The sequence below is a fragment of the Endozoicomonas sp. GU-1 genome, assembly GCF_027366395.1.
Lineage (GTDB): Bacteria > Pseudomonadota > Gammaproteobacteria > Pseudomonadales > Endozoicomonadaceae > Endozoicomonas.
Window position 1 is genome coordinate 4,446,499 of sequence record NZ_CP114771.1, and the last position, 14,996, is coordinate 4,461,494.

Genomic DNA, 14,996 nt, shown 5'->3' on the forward strand with positions numbered 1-14,996 from the left:
ATGCGTTTGAATACTCTGAGCCCGGCTGAAGGTAGCCGCAAAGAGGGTAAGCGCGTAGGTCGTGGCATCGGCTCCGGCCTGGGCAAGACCTGTGGCCGTGGCCACAAGGGTCAGAAGTCCCGTTCCGGTGGTTCTGTCAAGCCAGGCTTCGAAGGCGGTCAGCAGCCACTGCAGCGTCGTCTGCCAAAGTTTGGCTTTACTTCACGCAAAGCGCGTTTTACTGCTGAGATTCGTCTGCACGAACTGAACAAGGTTGAAGCAGACGTGATCGATCTGGCAGCGCTGAAAGCGGCTGACCTGGTCAGCGGTAGCATCCAGCGCGCCAAAGTGGTACTGTCTGGCGAATTGGCTAAAGCAGTCACCATCAAAGGTCTGGCTGTTACCAAAGGCGCCCGTGCTGCGATTGAAGCTGCCGGTGGTAAGATCGAGGACTAAATGGCTAAGACATTACCTGTTGGGAATCAAAGCGGCTTAAACGAGCTGTGGTCTCGCGTTAAGTTCGTGTTTCTGGCGATCCTGGTTTACAGGATCGGTGCGCACATCCCTGTGCCGGGCATCAACCCTGATGCGCTGGCTCGGATGTTTCAACAAAATGAAGGCACCATTCTGGGTCTGTTCAACATGTTCTCCGGCGGTGCGCTGGAGAGAATGTCGGTACTGGCCCTGGGTATCATGCCTTATATTTCGGCGTCCATTATCGTTCAGTTGATGAGCGTGGTGAGCCCGCAGTTGGAGCAGCTCAAGAAGGAAGGTGAGTCCGGACGTCGCAAGATCAGCCAGTACACCCGCTACCTGACCGTTGCCCTTGCCCTGGTCCAGGGTACTGGCATGACTGTCGGTCTGGCCAATCAGGGTGTTGCCTTCAGCACTGACCTCAGCTTCTACATTGTTGCTGTGGTCACGTTCGTCACCGGTGCCGTCTTTATGATGTGGCTGGGCGAACAGGTGACTGAACGGGGAATCGGCAATGGTATTTCGATTCTCATTTTTGCAGGTATTGTCGCTGGTCTTCCAAGTGCGATTGTGCGGTCTTTCGAGTCCGCACGTCAGGGTGATATCAACATCCTGATGTTGCTCGCCGTTGCCCTTCTGGCAATTGCGATCATTGCATTTGTAGTCTTTATCGAACGGGGTCAGCGCCGGATAACCGTAAACTATGCCAAGCGTCAACAAGGACGCAAGGTGTTTGCGGCCCAGAGCAGCCATCTGCCATTGAAGGTGAATATGGCCGGCGTTATTCCAGCTATTTTCGCTTCCAGCCTGCTGCTGTTCCCTGCGTCTATCGCGCAGTGGTTCGGCCAGGGTGAAGGCATGGGATGGCTGCAGGACATCGCTCTGGCGCTGGGTCCGGGTCAGCCACTGAACATCATACTGTTCTCGGCAGGCATCATCTTCTTCTGCTTCTTCTATACTGCCCTGGTCTTTAATCCAAAAGACGTAGCAGATAACCTGAAGAAGTCGGGTGCATTCATCCCCCGGTATTCGTCCGGGTGAGCAGTCTGCACGTTATATTGATGGTGTCCTGACTCGCCTGACCATGTTCGGTGCTCTCTATATGACAGCAGTGTGTCTGTTGCCTCAGTTCCTGGTCGTGTCGGCTAACGTACCGTTCTATCTCGGAGGTACCAGCCTGTTGATCGTGGTGGTCGTGGTGATGGATACCATGGCTCAGGTGCAGTCGCATCTCATGTCGCATCAGTATGAGTCGCTGCTGAAGAAATCCAATCTTAAGGGCTATGGCTCTGGCGGTCTGATCCGCTAAGCCACTCTCATTGAGAATAGTTCTGCAACGGTTGTGGAGTTAGTTATGAAAGTACGTGCGTCGGTTAAAAAAATCTGCCGCAACTGCAAGATCATCAAGCGTAAGGGTAATGTACGTGTGATCTGTCAGGAGCCACGTCACAAACAGCGTCAGGGCTAATCATTGTTGGGAATCTAGGAGGCTGTCCGAGAATAGCGCCCGTAGCGAGGATTGCGAGAAATTGAGGCTAAAAATTTCTGATTCTGAGGAGAATAGCGGTGCTATTTGACGAAGAAGCAGGAATTTTTAGACCAATTTATCGCAACCGCAGTAGGGCAGTCTATTCTCGGACAGCCTCCTAGGGATTCTCCGGATAGCATGACTCTGGTCTAATGTGACCTCAGGCAAAGCCAACCGCTCATGAAATTGTTCATGAGCGGTTGTGTTTTATCGAAAGGGGGATTACAATTTCCGCCTTTCGACCTGTTGGAAATGCCTTTTGCTGCGTGAGTGTTTTAGCTTTGCTTGATTGCTCCGTCGGCTCGGTATTTTCTTCAGGATGAAAGCAGCCATTTCTGAAACAATGGTTTTTCCCGGCGTTTCAATATGGTGACGTGTTCCAGTTTAATTTGGTGTTGCTGAGTAATCAGGAATGATCAACTGAATAGCTGTTACACGGTTAAATGTAATAACGGAGACGATTGAATGGCCCGTATTGCTGGCGTCAACATTCCAGATAACAAACATGCCGTTATCTCGTTGACCTACATTTTTGGTATCGGTAAGACTTCAGCTCAGCAGCTTTGTGTTGCCACTGGCGTTAACCCGTCTGCCAAAGTATCTGAATTAAGCGAAGATCAGCTGGAATCCCTGCGTACTGAAGTTGCAAAACTCAACGTAGAAGGTGACCTGCGTCGCGAAATCAGCATGAACATCAAGCGCCTGATGGACCTGGGTTGCTACCGTGGCCTTCGCCACCGTCGCAGTCTGCCGGTTCGTGGTCAGCGCTCGAAGACCAATGCCCGTACTCGTAAGGGTCCGCGCAAACCGATTCGTAAATAAGATCGTTGCATTTCTCTGAAGAAACGCTTTGTATAGTTCTTTTCTATTAAATGCTTTTCGTTGCAGAGAATAACGAACTTTTAAATACAGGATTTGTTCTGATATGGCAAAGCCAGGTACTCGTACACGTAAGAAAGTTAAAAAGTCGGTTGTGGATGGCATCGCCCATATTCACGCCTCTTTTAACAACACTATCGTGACAATTACCGACCGCCAGGGTAATGCACTCTCCTGGGCAACTGCAGGTGGCTCCGGCTTCCGTGGTTCCCGTAAGAGCACGCCATTCGCTGCGCAGGTTGCAGCCGAGCGTGCCGGACGTGCCGCCGCTGAGTTCGGTCTGAAGAATTTGGACGTGAATGTTAAAGGGCCTGGTCCAGGCCGTGAATCCGCTGTACGCGCGCTTAACGCTTGTGGTTTCAAGATCAATAACATCACTGATGTTACCCCGATCCCACACAATGGTTGTCGTCCGCCCAAGAAGCGTCGTGTATAAGCAGGAGACCGGTAAATGGCTAGATATATAGGTCCTAAGTGCAAACTGTCTCGTCGTGAAGGCACTGATCTCTTCCTGAAGAGTGGTGTTCGTGCGCTCGAGTCAAAGTGCAAGGCAGAAAATGCTCCTGGCCAGCATGGCCAGCGTCGTGGTCGTCTTTCCGACTACGGTGTTCAGCTTCGTGAGAAGCAGAAAGTTCGTCGTATCTACGGTGTACTGGAAAAGCAGTTCCGTAACTACTACAAGGAAGCTGACCGTCTGAAGGGTGCAACCGGTTCAAACCTGTTGCAACTTCTGGAGTCTCGCCTTGATAATGTGGTTTACCGCATGGGATTCGGTTCTACCCGTGCAGAAGCACGCCAGCTGGTCAGCCACAAAGCTGTCATGGTTAATGGCAAGACTGTAAACATCCCGTCTTATCAGGTTAAGCCTGGTGACGTTGTTGCTATCCGTGAAAAGGCAAAGAACCAGCTGCGCATCAATGCAGCGCTTGAACTGGCTGCCCAACGTGGTTTCTCCATCTGGGTAGAAGTGGACGCCAGCAAAAAAGAAGGTGTCTTCAAGACGCTGCCCGAGCGGAGTGATCTGGCGGCCGACATCAACGAGAGCTTGATCGTCGAGCTGTACTCCAAGTAAGGGATAGACAGTTAGGTGGGGTGTAACATCCATGCAGAATTCGGTTACTGAATTTCTAACTCCTCGACACATTGATGTTGAGGAAATCAGTCTGACACGGGCAAAGGTCACCCTGGAGCCGCTGGAACGTGGTTTTGGGCATACCTTAGGCAATGCCCTGCGTCGCATTCTTCTTTCCTCTATGCCCGGTTGTGCCGTGACTGAGGTAGAGATTGATGGCGTGCAGCATGAATACAGTGCTATTGAAGGTGTTCAGGAAGACGTTATTGAAATCCTGCTCAACCTCAAAGGCCTGGCTATTCGCATGACTGGCCGTGACAGCGTTACTCTGACTCTGAGCAAAAAAGGCGAGGGTGTCGTTACTGCTGCTGACATCCAGCTGGACCACGATGTTGAAATCGTGAATCCTGATCATGTTATTGCCCACATGAATAACAAGGGTAATCTCAACATGAAGCTGAAGGTTGCTCGTGGTCGTGGGTATGAATCAGCCGACAGCCGTCGTCAGGATGAAGAGGAAACTCGCGCTATCGGCCGTCTGCAGCTGGATGCCACCTATAGCCCTGTATACCGTGTTTCCTATGTCGTAGAAAGTGCTCGTGTAGAACAGCGTACTGACCTCGACAAGCTGGTTATCGATCTGGAAACCAATGGTACTCTGGATCCTGATGAAGCCATCCGTCGTGCTGCTACTATTCTGCAGCAGCAGCTGGCGGTATTCGTGGATCTGGAAGGTGAGTCCGAGCCAGAGCCTGTGAAGGAAGAAGACGAGGTTGATCCGATTCTTCTCCGTCCGGTTGATGATCTCGAACTGACCGTACGTAGTGCTAACTGCCTGAAGGCAGAGAATATCTACTACATTGGTGACCTGATCCAGCGCACTGAAGTTGAGTTGCTCAAGACCCCGAACCTGGGTAAGAAGTCCCTGACTGAAATCAAGGACGTTCTGGCCTCCCGTGGTCTGAGCTTGGGTATGCGTCTTGATAACTGGCCACCTGCCAGTTTGAAGAGCGACGATAAGGTTTCTGCTTAATTGCAGCCAGGAGCCGCCACTGTTGCAGAAACAGAAGCGGTTCCTGGTAAGAAGAGGAAGTTTGTGCCATGCGTCATCGTAAGAGTGGCCGCAAGCTTAACCGGAACAGTTCTCATCGCAAAGCGATGTTCAAGAATATGGCTGCTTCCCTGGTTGAGCACGAAGTAATCAAGACAACACTGCCAAAAGCGAAAGAGCTGCGCCGTGTTGCTGAACCGCTGATCACCCTGGCTAAGGAAGACAGCGTTGCTAACCGTCGGCTGGCGTTCGATCGTCTCCGTAACAAGGCTGCGGTAGGCAAACTGTTTACTGATCTGGGTCCGCGTTTCAAAGAGCGTCCAGGCGGTTACATCCGTATCATCAAGTGCGGATTCCGTCATGGTGACAACGCGCCTATGGCTTATGTCGAGTTGCTGGATCGTCCTGCTGTTGCAGCAGTAGAGTCCGCTGACGAAGAATAAGTCAGAAAAAAGCCGGGTTATCCCGGCTTTTTTGTTTTTACCCTGCCACCGCATCAGGGCAATCTATTCTCGGACAGCCTCCTGGCATCTTCCCCTTCATAATCAGTTAACCAACTGCCATCGAATATTTTCTATCCATTGATCATTCTACTTAAGTAGATGAGACGGGATGTTATAAACGCTTACCAACTGGTTAGTGATTTATGTGAAAACAAACGGAAAATAACATTGAGTATTATGAATCACTTTATGGAGCTTTGATTTGACCTTTCGTCAGGTTAATTAACCGCGGTAAAGAACTATTTAAACTTTTAAGGATCAAATCTTCATAATCAAATTTTTAATTGCAGGAATGATTTATGCTTTACCCACCATCCATTGCAACCCAGCCACCCCGTCAGGCGGAATCAGTAGCTGGCAAGCAACAACATGCCCGGGAGGTTAAGTTCGTTCGGGTATTGTCCCGCGCGGAAGCCAGAATGGCTGAAGAATTATATGGTCAGCTTAAAGTACTTAATCACAGCTCAGATCACTCCTGCCATTGTTCAGTGAAGTTCAGTAATTATTTTGATCGACTGGTTGGTTTTAAAAGGGCTGGACAGAATCCTCTCATTATCCAGGTTCACGATAAAAGCAATAGATATTTAGGCAAAGGTGCTTTTGGAGACGTCTATGAAAGTACTCATTTAGTCCGAAAGTCCGGGAGATGTTGGGGAGTTCCTCAAGGGCAGCAATATAACAGAGTTATGAAGATCCAGAAAAACACTGAAGTTGCCCGGAGTGAAATAAATTTTCATTCGGTTCAGCCCGGATCGTTAGGTGCTGGAAAATTTGATAATTACCAATATCTGGATCAACTACGCATTCCCGGAAAATGTTTGCAAAATTATTTTGCTGATAAAAAATGGCCGCTGAAAGACAAGTTTGACTGTGCTGTGGCTATGTTGATTTGTGCCAAGACTTTCGTGGCTGGGGGGTTAGTTCATCCCGATCTTAAACCGTCCAACATGATGTATGATGAAGTTAATAAACAGATTTTTTTTATTGACAATGCCCATGTATTCGATTTTGAAAATCCATCAACGCCCAGGCCCCAGAATCTAGTGGGGACACCGTTGTTTATTGAGCCTGACCAATACCAGAAATCAGAAGTTACAGATAAGTCGATGGTGTTTTCCCTTGGAATTATTTTGTTGAATCTGTTTTCTGATCAACCTGATCAATATAAAGTTGCAGAGTCTCGGAGTTCTCAGGGCAAGAACGTAAAACTGAATCTGGCGGAATTTCTTCCAAAACTCAGGATAGACAGTAATGATTTCGTCCAGCAGCTGTCCGGTTTCTTAACTCAGATGGTTTCTACAATTAGCGCCTCTCGTCCCGACTTAGACGAGTGCCTGGGGAAAATGACCGCTTTTTCCAGTGGATACAACATCATTGAAGAAGCTGCTAGTGAATTGAAGTTAACCAAAAGTCGCGTTAAAAAATTGAAATATGAACTAACGATGATAAAACAAAGCCAAAGTTTAGCTAAAAGAAGTGGGATAACAGAAGAGGAATTTAAACAACTAAAAGAAGAAGGAGCAGCGAAAGAATATGAAATGCAGACGAAGTTGCAAGAGCAGCAGATTGCAATCAAAAAGATGGAAGAAGAGCAGAACCAAAAATTGAAAAAGTTAATGCAGGTACAACAGCTGAAGTTGGAAAAACAGAAGCAAGAAACCGAATTGCTGGAACAACAAACTGCTTATTATAAAGCTGCGGCAGAACGTGCGCGAGGTGATGTCGAGCAGACATCTCGTATACTGGCAGCGCAGAGAGCAGAAGTAGAAGAGATGGAAGGAGCCCTTTTCAGTCAAGAAAAAGAATTGAGGAGGTTGACAGAAAAGGTTGCCAAGGCAGAGGAGCAGAATCGGGAGGCGGATACAGCGCATAACGAGGCGTTGGCAGCGCGTATAGAGGCTGAGCAGGCGCTCATAGAGGCACAAAATAGAAATTCTCAATATAAACTAAAGCTGACAAAAGTGGAAAATGATCAACAGCTTGCAACGTCTAAATTGGAAGAATTTAAAATCAAAGAGAAAAAACTGCTGGCTGAGAAAGCTTCTCAAGAGACGAAAGCAAAGGAACTTTCGAGTAAGCTGTCTAAAAATCTAAAGGCACCTTTGGATAGGTTGAAAAAGGTAGCAAGTAATCGGGATGATATAGATAAAGCTGATTTTTGTAGGATATTGCCTGGTATTATAGAAGGCCTGCCATCCAATTCTGAGCAGATCAGATTACTGGAAGAGATTGGAATATTTATTCTTTGGAATATTGGAGCCACCTATACCCATAAGTCCAATTTAAGGCCTTTTTCCTTATTATATCCCCGTCGGCAGTCTGATTTCACGAAGACTCAACGAATGCATTTGGAGGCAGTTTCATCCCAGGCTAAAGCGCTGGCAGAAAAAATGTTAAAAGGTAATGAAGAAAGTAAGCGGCTGGCGTGCGATTTTTTAAGCAAAGGTTTTGTTACACGTGTTCAGGTCACAGATGCTTTAACAGCAGACAATGGCTGGGCTGAATCACTGCTGGCCTCCACTCCCGGAATTTCAGAATATCAGTTTACGTCAAAAGATGTGGCAAAGTTTAAGAAATCATCCCTCTGTCATTATTTTCAAGATGGCAGGGAAGGTGACCCCGGTAAAAGCAAACAACTGGCAGCTTATATGGCGGATTTGGAAAACGTGGATGAAGTCAGTGCCGCAAGGAGTTTGCTGGATATGCTCGCAGCTAAAGAACCTGTGGAAAATTTTACTGCTTTAGAGAATGAGTTTTTGTCTATTCTCACCAGACCGGACGCATATACCAGAGGGGCGCAGGACACTGTCACCTGGTTTGCTGAATATGTGTGTGAAAGTGTCGTTGGAGAGAAACTGATTCGTCAGGATATTGATTCGCCATCGGCAACTAAAATGAAGCATATTGCTTTGCTGCGATCTGCTTATGCTGAGGTTTTAAAGCCATTAATAGGGCAGAAACTGGATTCGTTGACCGTTCAAAAATTAGCGGAGAGTCGCCTGGTGAACTTTTCTCCCGTTCAATACCAGCATGAACTTCAAGGTTTTCAAAATGATCTGAAGTATAAAGTGACAGCACTTTTGGAGTCCGAGGAAAATATTGCGCTCTACAAGGATTACTTGCATAAAAAGTTCGCGGCAGGTTTTTCTGTTTCATAGTGGCAGATACCCGGCTCTGATTGTGCATGATGTCAATGAGTTTGACGGGTTGTCGTGTCTCCGCACTCCGTTCGTCCTGAGCTTGTCGAAGGACCCATAGGGCCTAAAGGCTGGAAACTCCGGACTCTGATAGATCGTGCCAAGCACCCTTCGACTCCGCTCAGGGTGAACGGAGATTGTACACGTCAAACTCATTGAAACCATTTACTAGCCTTTCGGGTTGAGTTTATCTTCCGGATTGGCGCATCCTGAATGGAACCTAATAATAATTTTAAGGTCAAATGGCGTTATTTATGAGTGCAGGATTTTATTCTGAAAACAGCATCAAACGCTCACTCAACGCCTGCTCACTGGGTTGTTCAACAGGCCTGTTCAAACAGGGTTTCTCACCCCTTCATAAATGCATTTTACGGTAAAAGTGTCTCAAACCTTAGTTCCCATAGAGTCACAGGCATCGCTCTGTATAATGGCAAATATGTTGAGGATGCTTTTTGGGAAAAAAAACCATTACAAGGACGACAAGTCACTTCGGCTGATGTGCTTACAGCCTATGGCAATGATACATCTTCTATCAGAAGCGGCTTTTTCCTGCAAAAACTTTGCTTACAGAACATTCTGCATGGCAATAGAGTCATTACCCCGATTCAGGTCATTGAAGAGTTCTCCCGACAGCCAGATCGAAATCATAAGTTCAAATTAGCGATAGCACGCTTCATGGCGGAATGTTGCCTGCTGGGCCTGAACTTGAATGGTCATCCGGTCACCCCGGATTCGGTGGTCATGGCTTATCACTCCATCGGGGCAACACTGGAGCTGGCACGCTTCAAGTCGGAATGTTGCCTTAGGTATCTGCTGTTGAATGGTCGACAGGTTACACCGGATGAGGTGGTTAAGGATTTCCCGGATAGTCCGGGAGGCAAACTGGGGATAGCCCGTTTTAAAACGGAATGTTGCCTGAAGTGCCTGCCGTTGAATGGTCGGCAGGTCACACCGGAGGAAGTGGTTAAGGATTACCCGGATAGTCCGGAAGGCAAACTGGGGATAGCGCGCTTTAAAGAAGAATGTTGTCTAAGGGGCTGGTTGCTGAATGGTCAGCAGGTGACACCGGATGAAGTGGTTAAGTATTTCCCGGATGGTCCGGTAGGCAAACTGGGTATAGTGCGCTTTAAAGCAGAATGTTGCCTTAACAGCCTGCCATTGCATGGCCAGCAGGTCACAGCGGATGAGGTGGTTAAGGAATATCAGGTGGTCGGGGCACCACTGTCGCTGGCACGCTTCAAAGCGGAATGTTGTCTGAGGAGCTTGCTATTGCATGGTCGGCAGGTGACACCTGACATGGTGGCAAAGGATTATCAGGCCGCCGAAGCCCCGCTGGAGCTGGCACGCTTCAAAGCAGAATGTTGCCAGCGGGGGCTGCTGTTGAATGGCCAGCAGGTCACGCCGGATGCGGTGGTTAAGGATTATCAGGCCATTAACGCGACACTGCCGCTGGCACGTTTCAAAGCGCAATGTTGCCTGAGGGGGGTGCCGTTGAATGGCCAACGGGTTATACCGGAAGCGGTGGTCAGGGATTATCAGGCCGTTAAAGCGACACTTGATCTGGCGCAGTTTAAGGGACAATGTTGCTTTAGAGGGAAGCTGTTGAATGGTCAACAGGTTACACCGGATGAGGTGGTTAAGGAGTATCGGGCAGCCAGGGCAGCACTGGGGCTTGCCCGTTTCAAAGCGGAATGTTGCCTGAGGGGTATGTTGCTGAATGGTCGGCAGGTTACAGCGGCTGCGGTAGTTAATGATTTTCCGGCAAGCCCCGAAGGCAAACTGGCCTTAGCGCGATTCAAAATGGAGTGTTGCCTGCGGGGCCTGGCGTTGAATGACCGACGGATCGAACCGGATATGGTGGTTAAGGATTTACCGAAGTGTTCGGACAGTAAACTGGCGATAGCGCACTTCAAAGCCCAGTGTTGCCTGAGGAGCATCTCACTGAATGGTCAGCAGGTCACACCGCATGAGGTGGTCAAGGGTTTTCAGGCAATCAGGGCAAAACTGGCGCTGGCATGTTTCAAAGCGGAATGTTGCCTGAAGGGTATGTTGCTCAATGGCCAGCAGGTCACAGTGGCTGAGGTGATCAAGGATTTTCCGGTGAGTCCGGAAGGCAAACTGGGGATAGGGCGCTTCAAAGCGGAATGTTGCCTGAGGGGCTTGCCGTTAATGGATCGGCCGGTGACACCGGATACGGTGGTTGAGGCGTTTCCGGACAGTCCGGAAGGCAAACTGGGGATTGTGCGTTTCAAAGCAGAATGCTGCTTCAGGGGCTTGTTGTTGAATGGTCAGCAGGTCAACCCGGATGAGGTGGCTAACGACTATGTCCGTGATGGTTGGCTGCTGGAAAGGGCTATTTTTTATTCCCAGCTGGCATTGAATGCAAGAATAGTGCATGGCTCCTATCTGGATAACCAGAAAGTATTGGCAGCGTTTAATACAGTGCCCGGGGATCATTCTTCAAGACAAACCAGGTTTCTGATTCAACGGCTGGAACAATTTCAGCCCTATGATGAAGCCAGCGAGGTTCAGGCCATTTTTCAAGAAGCCTGTCAAACCTTAAACAACTTATCGGTCAAAGACGATGAGCAGCATCGAGTGCAATGTATCCTGAAATTCATGGCGATGCAGCATGAGCTGCCAATGAATCATCAGAGCGTATCAGCAAAACAGGTATTGCAGTCCATCAATACACTGAGGCACTCATTTCAGAATTTACGCCTGCATTTCTTCTTCCTGGCTCATTGCTACAGTAAGAGACTGCCTATTGATGGACGACAAATCCATAAGGATCAGGTGTTGGAGTGCCTTAATAATTTCCCTGAAGGAAGTAAGCAGCGCCATGCGTTGGGCTGCTGGTTTGAACAATACAGCTCCAAAGCCAATATACCTGATCAGCGGCTGTTTCAACCGGTTATCCCCAGAAGTGATATTGGCAATTATGGCTGGGTAGCAAAACCGTTAGAGGTATCCGATGGCAATTCTGGCCAGGAAGACCTTTCCCATCCTCGGGTTAAGGAGTTCAGGAATGCACCAGATAATGCATCGGTTGCTCAGGCATTATTTTCCACCATTGTGGCTCAAACCCGGAAGCAATGGGCAAAAACAGGGGTACCGGGGGTATCGGACAAGCATGCTCAGCGGTTAGATGCGCTGACGCTAAAAGCACTGGAAATTATTCAGGACGTCAATCGCTCTTATGCCAATCCCCCCATTCTGATTACTGGTTCATACGCCCGTTTTTTGCAGAACCTGTGCACTGCTTTTAATGATATTGACATTATCTGTACGACAGAAAAATCGGCCACCATACTCTTTGAGAAGTTGCAGGCACTGAACACCGATGAGGATTCAGAAATCACACAAAGCATTACCTTCAGGCCGGTCCCGGGGTGTCAGGCGATTAAATTGCCACAGGCCTGCAATATTGATCTTAGATACGGTGATTTGGGTATCAAAACGATGGGGCTGCAAGTCAGTGTGGACTCCAGAGTCATTGATACGAATGGAGCACGACTGGCCGTTCACGTTCCTGGCGTTGAACGGCCGGTATGGTGTTTGTCGTTTATTGAAGAAACCAGATTATTGAACGATGCGCTGGCATACCTTGTTGAGAACCTTGATCCGCTGACAAGGAAATTGCAAAGAGGGGTTGTATTTGACATACCTCGAACCCTTCTTTTTAACAAGCCCCAGAACGCCCATGAGCGTATTTATGGCTTGCTGATACGCTCACTGCTTACCCTGAATAAAGCCCGGCAGTTTATCGCCCTGCACTGTGAGGAAGAACCCGAAACATCAAACAGCCGGAATGACCGGCTTCGACAGGAACAACAACGCCTTCATGTACTGACTGGGAATCTTCAAATAAAATTGGCCAGCCATGTGTGCCGTGATGATTTTGAGCGCAGGGTTAACGGCTGGCTGGCGACAGCTCAGCTCGTCAATGATTACCAGCTGAAGAGGCAGGATTTTGTCAAAGAGCTGCTGACGATGATGAATCCTGAATAATACCAATTCCACCTTCTAAATATGATGCTTGCTGATAACCTGTGAAAAATTAAGGAGAAATGCTATGGGTCTGTTTGATGCCTTACTGGGCAATGCAGGTGAGATGAGCAATACGGAAGCAATGGAGGATCTGGCAACCATTCTTAATCCGTCGGAGTCCATAGAGCTGGCCTATAAAAGCTGGTGCGGGATATGGTGGTTTTGACCAATCACCGGTTGATTCTGATCGACAAGCAGGGGCTTACCGGACGCAAGGTTGAATATCGCTCAATACCTTATAAGTCGATCATTATGTTTACTGTTGAGTCTGTAGGCCATTTTGATCTGGATGCTGAACTGAAACTATGGATTTCCGGCCAGCCAGAGTCAATGCAGATGGAATTTAACAGCAAAACCAATATTTATAAGCTTCAGGCACTCCTGGCGGCAAAAGTGGCAGGGCAGTAGTTGCTTGCCAGCCAGTCGTTGATAAAGGCCACCATCGTGGCCTGTTCGGTTTAGCCCTGGACTCTCAGCAGGTTTGAGAGTGCCGGATTGGGTTTGTCGGCGGCTTTGAAAATCAGTGCGATTTTGCCAATCGTTTGAATGAGATCAGAGTTTGTCGCGCTGATCAGTTCGCTGACCAGTTGCTGGCGGGTTTCCCGGTCGCCAATGGCGAATTTCACCTTGATCAGTTCATGGTCATTCAGTGCGCGTAATGTTTCTTCAACCACGCCATCTGTCAGCCCCTTGTCTGCCACAATGACGACAGGGTTCAGGTTGTGGCCGATGGTACGGAAATGCTTCTTTCTGGCTGCATTCAAGCTCATGTTTGCTATTCCTGATAATTTCTTTAATAACGAATCGTCATACACGATATCTGATGATGGGTATGACCGTATTTTTCCAGAGAAGTTTTCGTTAATGCAGGTTGGGGACAGAAAAGTACTGTTCATGGAGCGCTTAACGGTCATTGACTGGGTGTCGAAGAGAGCGAATTAATGTCCAGCGCCGTGGACTGCGGAATGGGTCTCAGGCTGGCAGCATTTAAGTCACTCGACAGCATATGCAAGCTTCTGGTGGCGCATGCTATCGCTTTCTGGCTGCTGAGGGAAGTGTGCCTGCTGTTCGAGGCTGCCCGTATAAGTGGTGACTTGTCTCTTCGGCAGTGGTTGAACAATACGTATTATGCTGATGGTGTTACAGCTGTTAGTGATTACTGACTCCACAATAATAAACATGCCAAAGCGTTTGATCAGCACCAGTGTGTGGAAAGTGTTGGCTTGTGGTGCGTAATAACCCCTAATCATCCGCTTAATCTTTTATTGTCTTCTGCTGTCACCGCCATGCTGTATAAGATATTATCACCATGACTTTTACTTTACCGGCTGATGGAAATCTCAGCTTTTGTCAGGTGTAAACTTTTACCCCTTTCGGTTTTCGGTTTGATGTTGTCCAAATATTTTTCAGGCAACGTCTAGGAGCCTGTCCGAGAATAGACTGCCCTACTGCGGTGGCAGCAAATTGGTCTAAAAATTCCGTTTTGTTCGGCAAATAGCCCCGCTATTCACCTCACAAAACGAAATTTTTATCCTCAATTTTCTGCCATCCTCGCTATGGGGTCGCCTAGACGGGCGCTATTCTCGGACAGGCTCCCAGGCTTAATTTACAGGCAGTTTGCAAAAAGATTATGGCGAGATCCAAAAGTAGTGGTCGCTGGTTAAAAGAGCACTTTGATGACCACTATGTAAAGCAGTCGCAAAAAGATGGCTGGCGATCCAGGGCCAGTTATAAACTTCTGGAAATTCAGGAGAAGGATAAACTCTTTCGCCCGGGTATCCGGGTGGTTGATCTGGGTGCGGCACCCGGTGGCTGGTCTCAGGTAGCAGTTGAGTTAGCGGGTGATCAGGGGCGGGTGGTTGCTTCTGATATTCTGCCAATGGATCCTATCGCCGGGGTTGACTTTGTTCAGGGTGACTTCACAGAAGACGCGGTGCTGGAACAAATACTCGAAACCATCGGTTCGGACCGGGTAGACCTTGTAATTTCCGATATGGCCCCCAATATGAGTGGAGCACTCTCTGTTGATCAGCCCAATGCCATGTACCTTGTGGAACTGGCACTGGATCTGTCCAGGCAGGTGTTGCGTAAAGGAGGTGTGTTTCTGGTTAAGGTGTTTCAGGGTGAAGGCTTTGATGCCTATCTGAAAGATATGAAAACCAGCTTTGACAAAGTGCAGACCCGCAAGCCAACGGCTTCCAGGGCGCGCTCAAGAGAAGTATATCTACTGGCCTCGGGCTTCAGGGGATAATACCGGGCGTTG

The 14,996-nt window shown here is 48.4% G+C and carries 14 protein-coding genes and 1 pseudogene; 13 read left to right on the plus strand and 2 right to left on the minus strand.

What is annotated here, in order from left to right; translation table 11 throughout:
- From rplO to O3276_RS18435, 12 genes and pseudogenes are all read left to right on the plus strand, one after another.
- Complete coding sequence (rplO, locus tag O3276_RS18380) at positions 1–435, plus strand: 50S ribosomal protein L15 (protein ID WP_101746628.1); 435 nt, start codon at positions 1–3, stop codon at positions 433–435.
- A pseudogene (secY, locus tag O3276_RS18385) lies at positions 436–1,762 on the plus strand (preprotein translocase subunit SecY).
- Positions 1,763–1,807: 45 nt separating this feature from the next.
- Positions 1,808–1,921: a 50S ribosomal protein L36 gene (rpmJ, locus tag O3276_RS18390; protein WP_081622108.1), complete on the plus strand. Its 114-nt coding sequence runs from the start codon at positions 1,808–1,810 to the stop codon at positions 1,919–1,921.
- A 525-nt stretch (positions 1,922–2,446) separates the two neighbouring features.
- Positions 2,447–2,803, plus strand: coding sequence for a 30S ribosomal protein S13 (rpsM, locus tag O3276_RS18395; RefSeq protein WP_269672625.1), 357 nt, complete (start codon positions 2,447–2,449; stop codon positions 2,801–2,803).
- Between the two features lie 103 nt (positions 2,804–2,906).
- Entirely contained in the window at positions 2,907–3,296 is a 390-nt protein-coding gene (rpsK, locus tag O3276_RS18400; RefSeq protein ID WP_020582394.1) for a 30S ribosomal protein S11, read from the plus strand.
- Positions 3,297–3,311: 15 nt separating this feature from the next.
- Complete coding sequence (rpsD, locus tag O3276_RS18405) at positions 3,312–3,932, plus strand: 30S ribosomal protein S4 (RefSeq protein WP_101746625.1); 621 nt, start codon at positions 3,312–3,314, stop codon at positions 3,930–3,932.
- Between the two features lie 31 nt (positions 3,933–3,963).
- On the plus strand, positions 3,964–4,965 hold the full coding sequence (locus tag O3276_RS18410) for a DNA-directed RNA polymerase subunit alpha (protein WP_209276237.1): 1,002 nt from the start codon (positions 3,964–3,966) through the stop codon (positions 4,963–4,965).
- A 68-nt stretch (positions 4,966–5,033) separates the two neighbouring features.
- Positions 5,034–5,426, plus strand: a complete 393-nt coding sequence (gene rplQ, locus O3276_RS18415; RefSeq protein ID WP_101746623.1) for a 50S ribosomal protein L17 — start codon at positions 5,034–5,036, stop codon at positions 5,424–5,426.
- 359 nt (positions 5,427–5,785) lie between these two features.
- Complete coding sequence (locus O3276_RS18420; protein WP_269672626.1) at positions 5,786–8,644, plus strand: protein kinase domain-containing protein; 2,859 nt, start codon at positions 5,786–5,788, stop codon at positions 8,642–8,644.
- A 537-nt stretch (positions 8,645–9,181) separates the two neighbouring features.
- Positions 9,182–12,694: a hypothetical protein gene (locus O3276_RS18425; protein ID WP_269672627.1), complete on the plus strand. Its 3,513-nt coding sequence runs from the start codon at positions 9,182–9,184 to the stop codon at positions 12,692–12,694.
- A 64-nt stretch (positions 12,695–12,758) separates the two neighbouring features.
- On the plus strand, positions 12,759–12,899 hold the full coding sequence (locus O3276_RS18430; protein WP_269672628.1) for a PH domain-containing protein: 141 nt from the start codon (positions 12,759–12,761) through the stop codon (positions 12,897–12,899).
- Positions 12,887–13,141 carry a PH domain-containing protein gene (locus O3276_RS18435; RefSeq protein WP_269672629.1) on the plus strand — a complete coding sequence of 85 codons (255 nt, stop codon included), beginning with the start codon at positions 12,887–12,889 and terminating at the stop codon, positions 13,139–13,141. Before O3276_RS18430 ends, O3276_RS18435 begins: the two co-directional genes overlap by 13 nt.
- 50 nt (positions 13,142–13,191) lie before the next feature.
- Here the strand turns inward: O3276_RS18435 and O3276_RS18440 are convergent, their stop codons facing one another.
- Together O3276_RS18440 and O3276_RS18445 are read right to left on the minus strand one after the other, a co-directional pair.
- Positions 13,192–13,503 (minus strand): YhbY family RNA-binding protein, encoded by a 312-nt coding sequence (locus O3276_RS18440; protein WP_269672630.1) that lies wholly within the window; start codon positions 13,501–13,503, stop codon positions 13,192–13,194.
- A 222-nt stretch (positions 13,504–13,725) separates the two neighbouring features.
- Positions 13,726–13,983 (minus strand): hypothetical protein, encoded by a 258-nt coding sequence (locus O3276_RS18445; RefSeq protein WP_269672631.1) that lies wholly within the window; start codon positions 13,981–13,983, stop codon positions 13,726–13,728.
- A 380-nt stretch (positions 13,984–14,363) separates the two neighbouring features.
- Between O3276_RS18445 and rlmE the strand changes: the two genes are divergently transcribed.
- Positions 14,364–14,984: a 23S rRNA (uridine(2552)-2'-O)-methyltransferase RlmE gene (gene rlmE / locus O3276_RS18450; protein WP_269672632.1), complete on the plus strand. Its 621-nt coding sequence runs from the start codon at positions 14,364–14,366 to the stop codon at positions 14,982–14,984.
- The last annotated feature ends 12 nt before the right edge of the window (positions 14,985–14,996 follow it).

Coding starts and splice junctions, on each gene's coding strand:
- rplO (WP_101746628.1), top strand. CDS start 1: ATGCGTTTGAATACTCTGAGCCCGGCTGAAGGTAGCCGCAAAGAGGGT.
- rpmJ (WP_081622108.1), top strand. CDS start 1,808: ATGAAAGTACGTGCGTCGGTTAAAAAAATCTGCCGCAACTGCAAGATC.
- rpsM (WP_269672625.1), top strand. CDS start 2,447: ATGGCCCGTATTGCTGGCGTCAACATTCCAGATAACAAACATGCCGTT.
- rpsK (WP_020582394.1), top strand. CDS start 2,907: ATGGCAAAGCCAGGTACTCGTACACGTAAGAAAGTTAAAAAGTCGGTT.
- rpsD (WP_101746625.1), top strand. CDS start 3,312: ATGGCTAGATATATAGGTCCTAAGTGCAAACTGTCTCGTCGTGAAGGC.
- O3276_RS18410 (WP_209276237.1), top strand. CDS start 3,964: ATGCAGAATTCGGTTACTGAATTTCTAACTCCTCGACACATTGATGTT.
- rplQ (WP_101746623.1), top strand. CDS start 5,034: ATGCGTCATCGTAAGAGTGGCCGCAAGCTTAACCGGAACAGTTCTCAT.
- O3276_RS18420 (WP_269672626.1), top strand. CDS start 5,786: ATGCTTTACCCACCATCCATTGCAACCCAGCCACCCCGTCAGGCGGAA.
- O3276_RS18430 (WP_269672628.1), top strand. CDS start 12,759: ATGGGTCTGTTTGATGCCTTACTGGGCAATGCAGGTGAGATGAGCAAT.
- O3276_RS18435 (WP_269672629.1), top strand. CDS start 12,887: ATGGTGGTTTTGACCAATCACCGGTTGATTCTGATCGACAAGCAGGGG.
- O3276_RS18440 (WP_269672630.1), bottom strand. CDS start 13,503: ATGAGCTTGAATGCAGCCAGAAAGAAGCATTTCCGTACCATCGGCCAC.
- O3276_RS18445 (WP_269672631.1), bottom strand. CDS start 13,983: ATGATTAGGGGTTATTACGCACCACAAGCCAACACTTTCCACACACTG.
- rlmE (WP_269672632.1), top strand. CDS start 14,364: ATGGCGAGATCCAAAAGTAGTGGTCGCTGGTTAAAAGAGCACTTTGAT.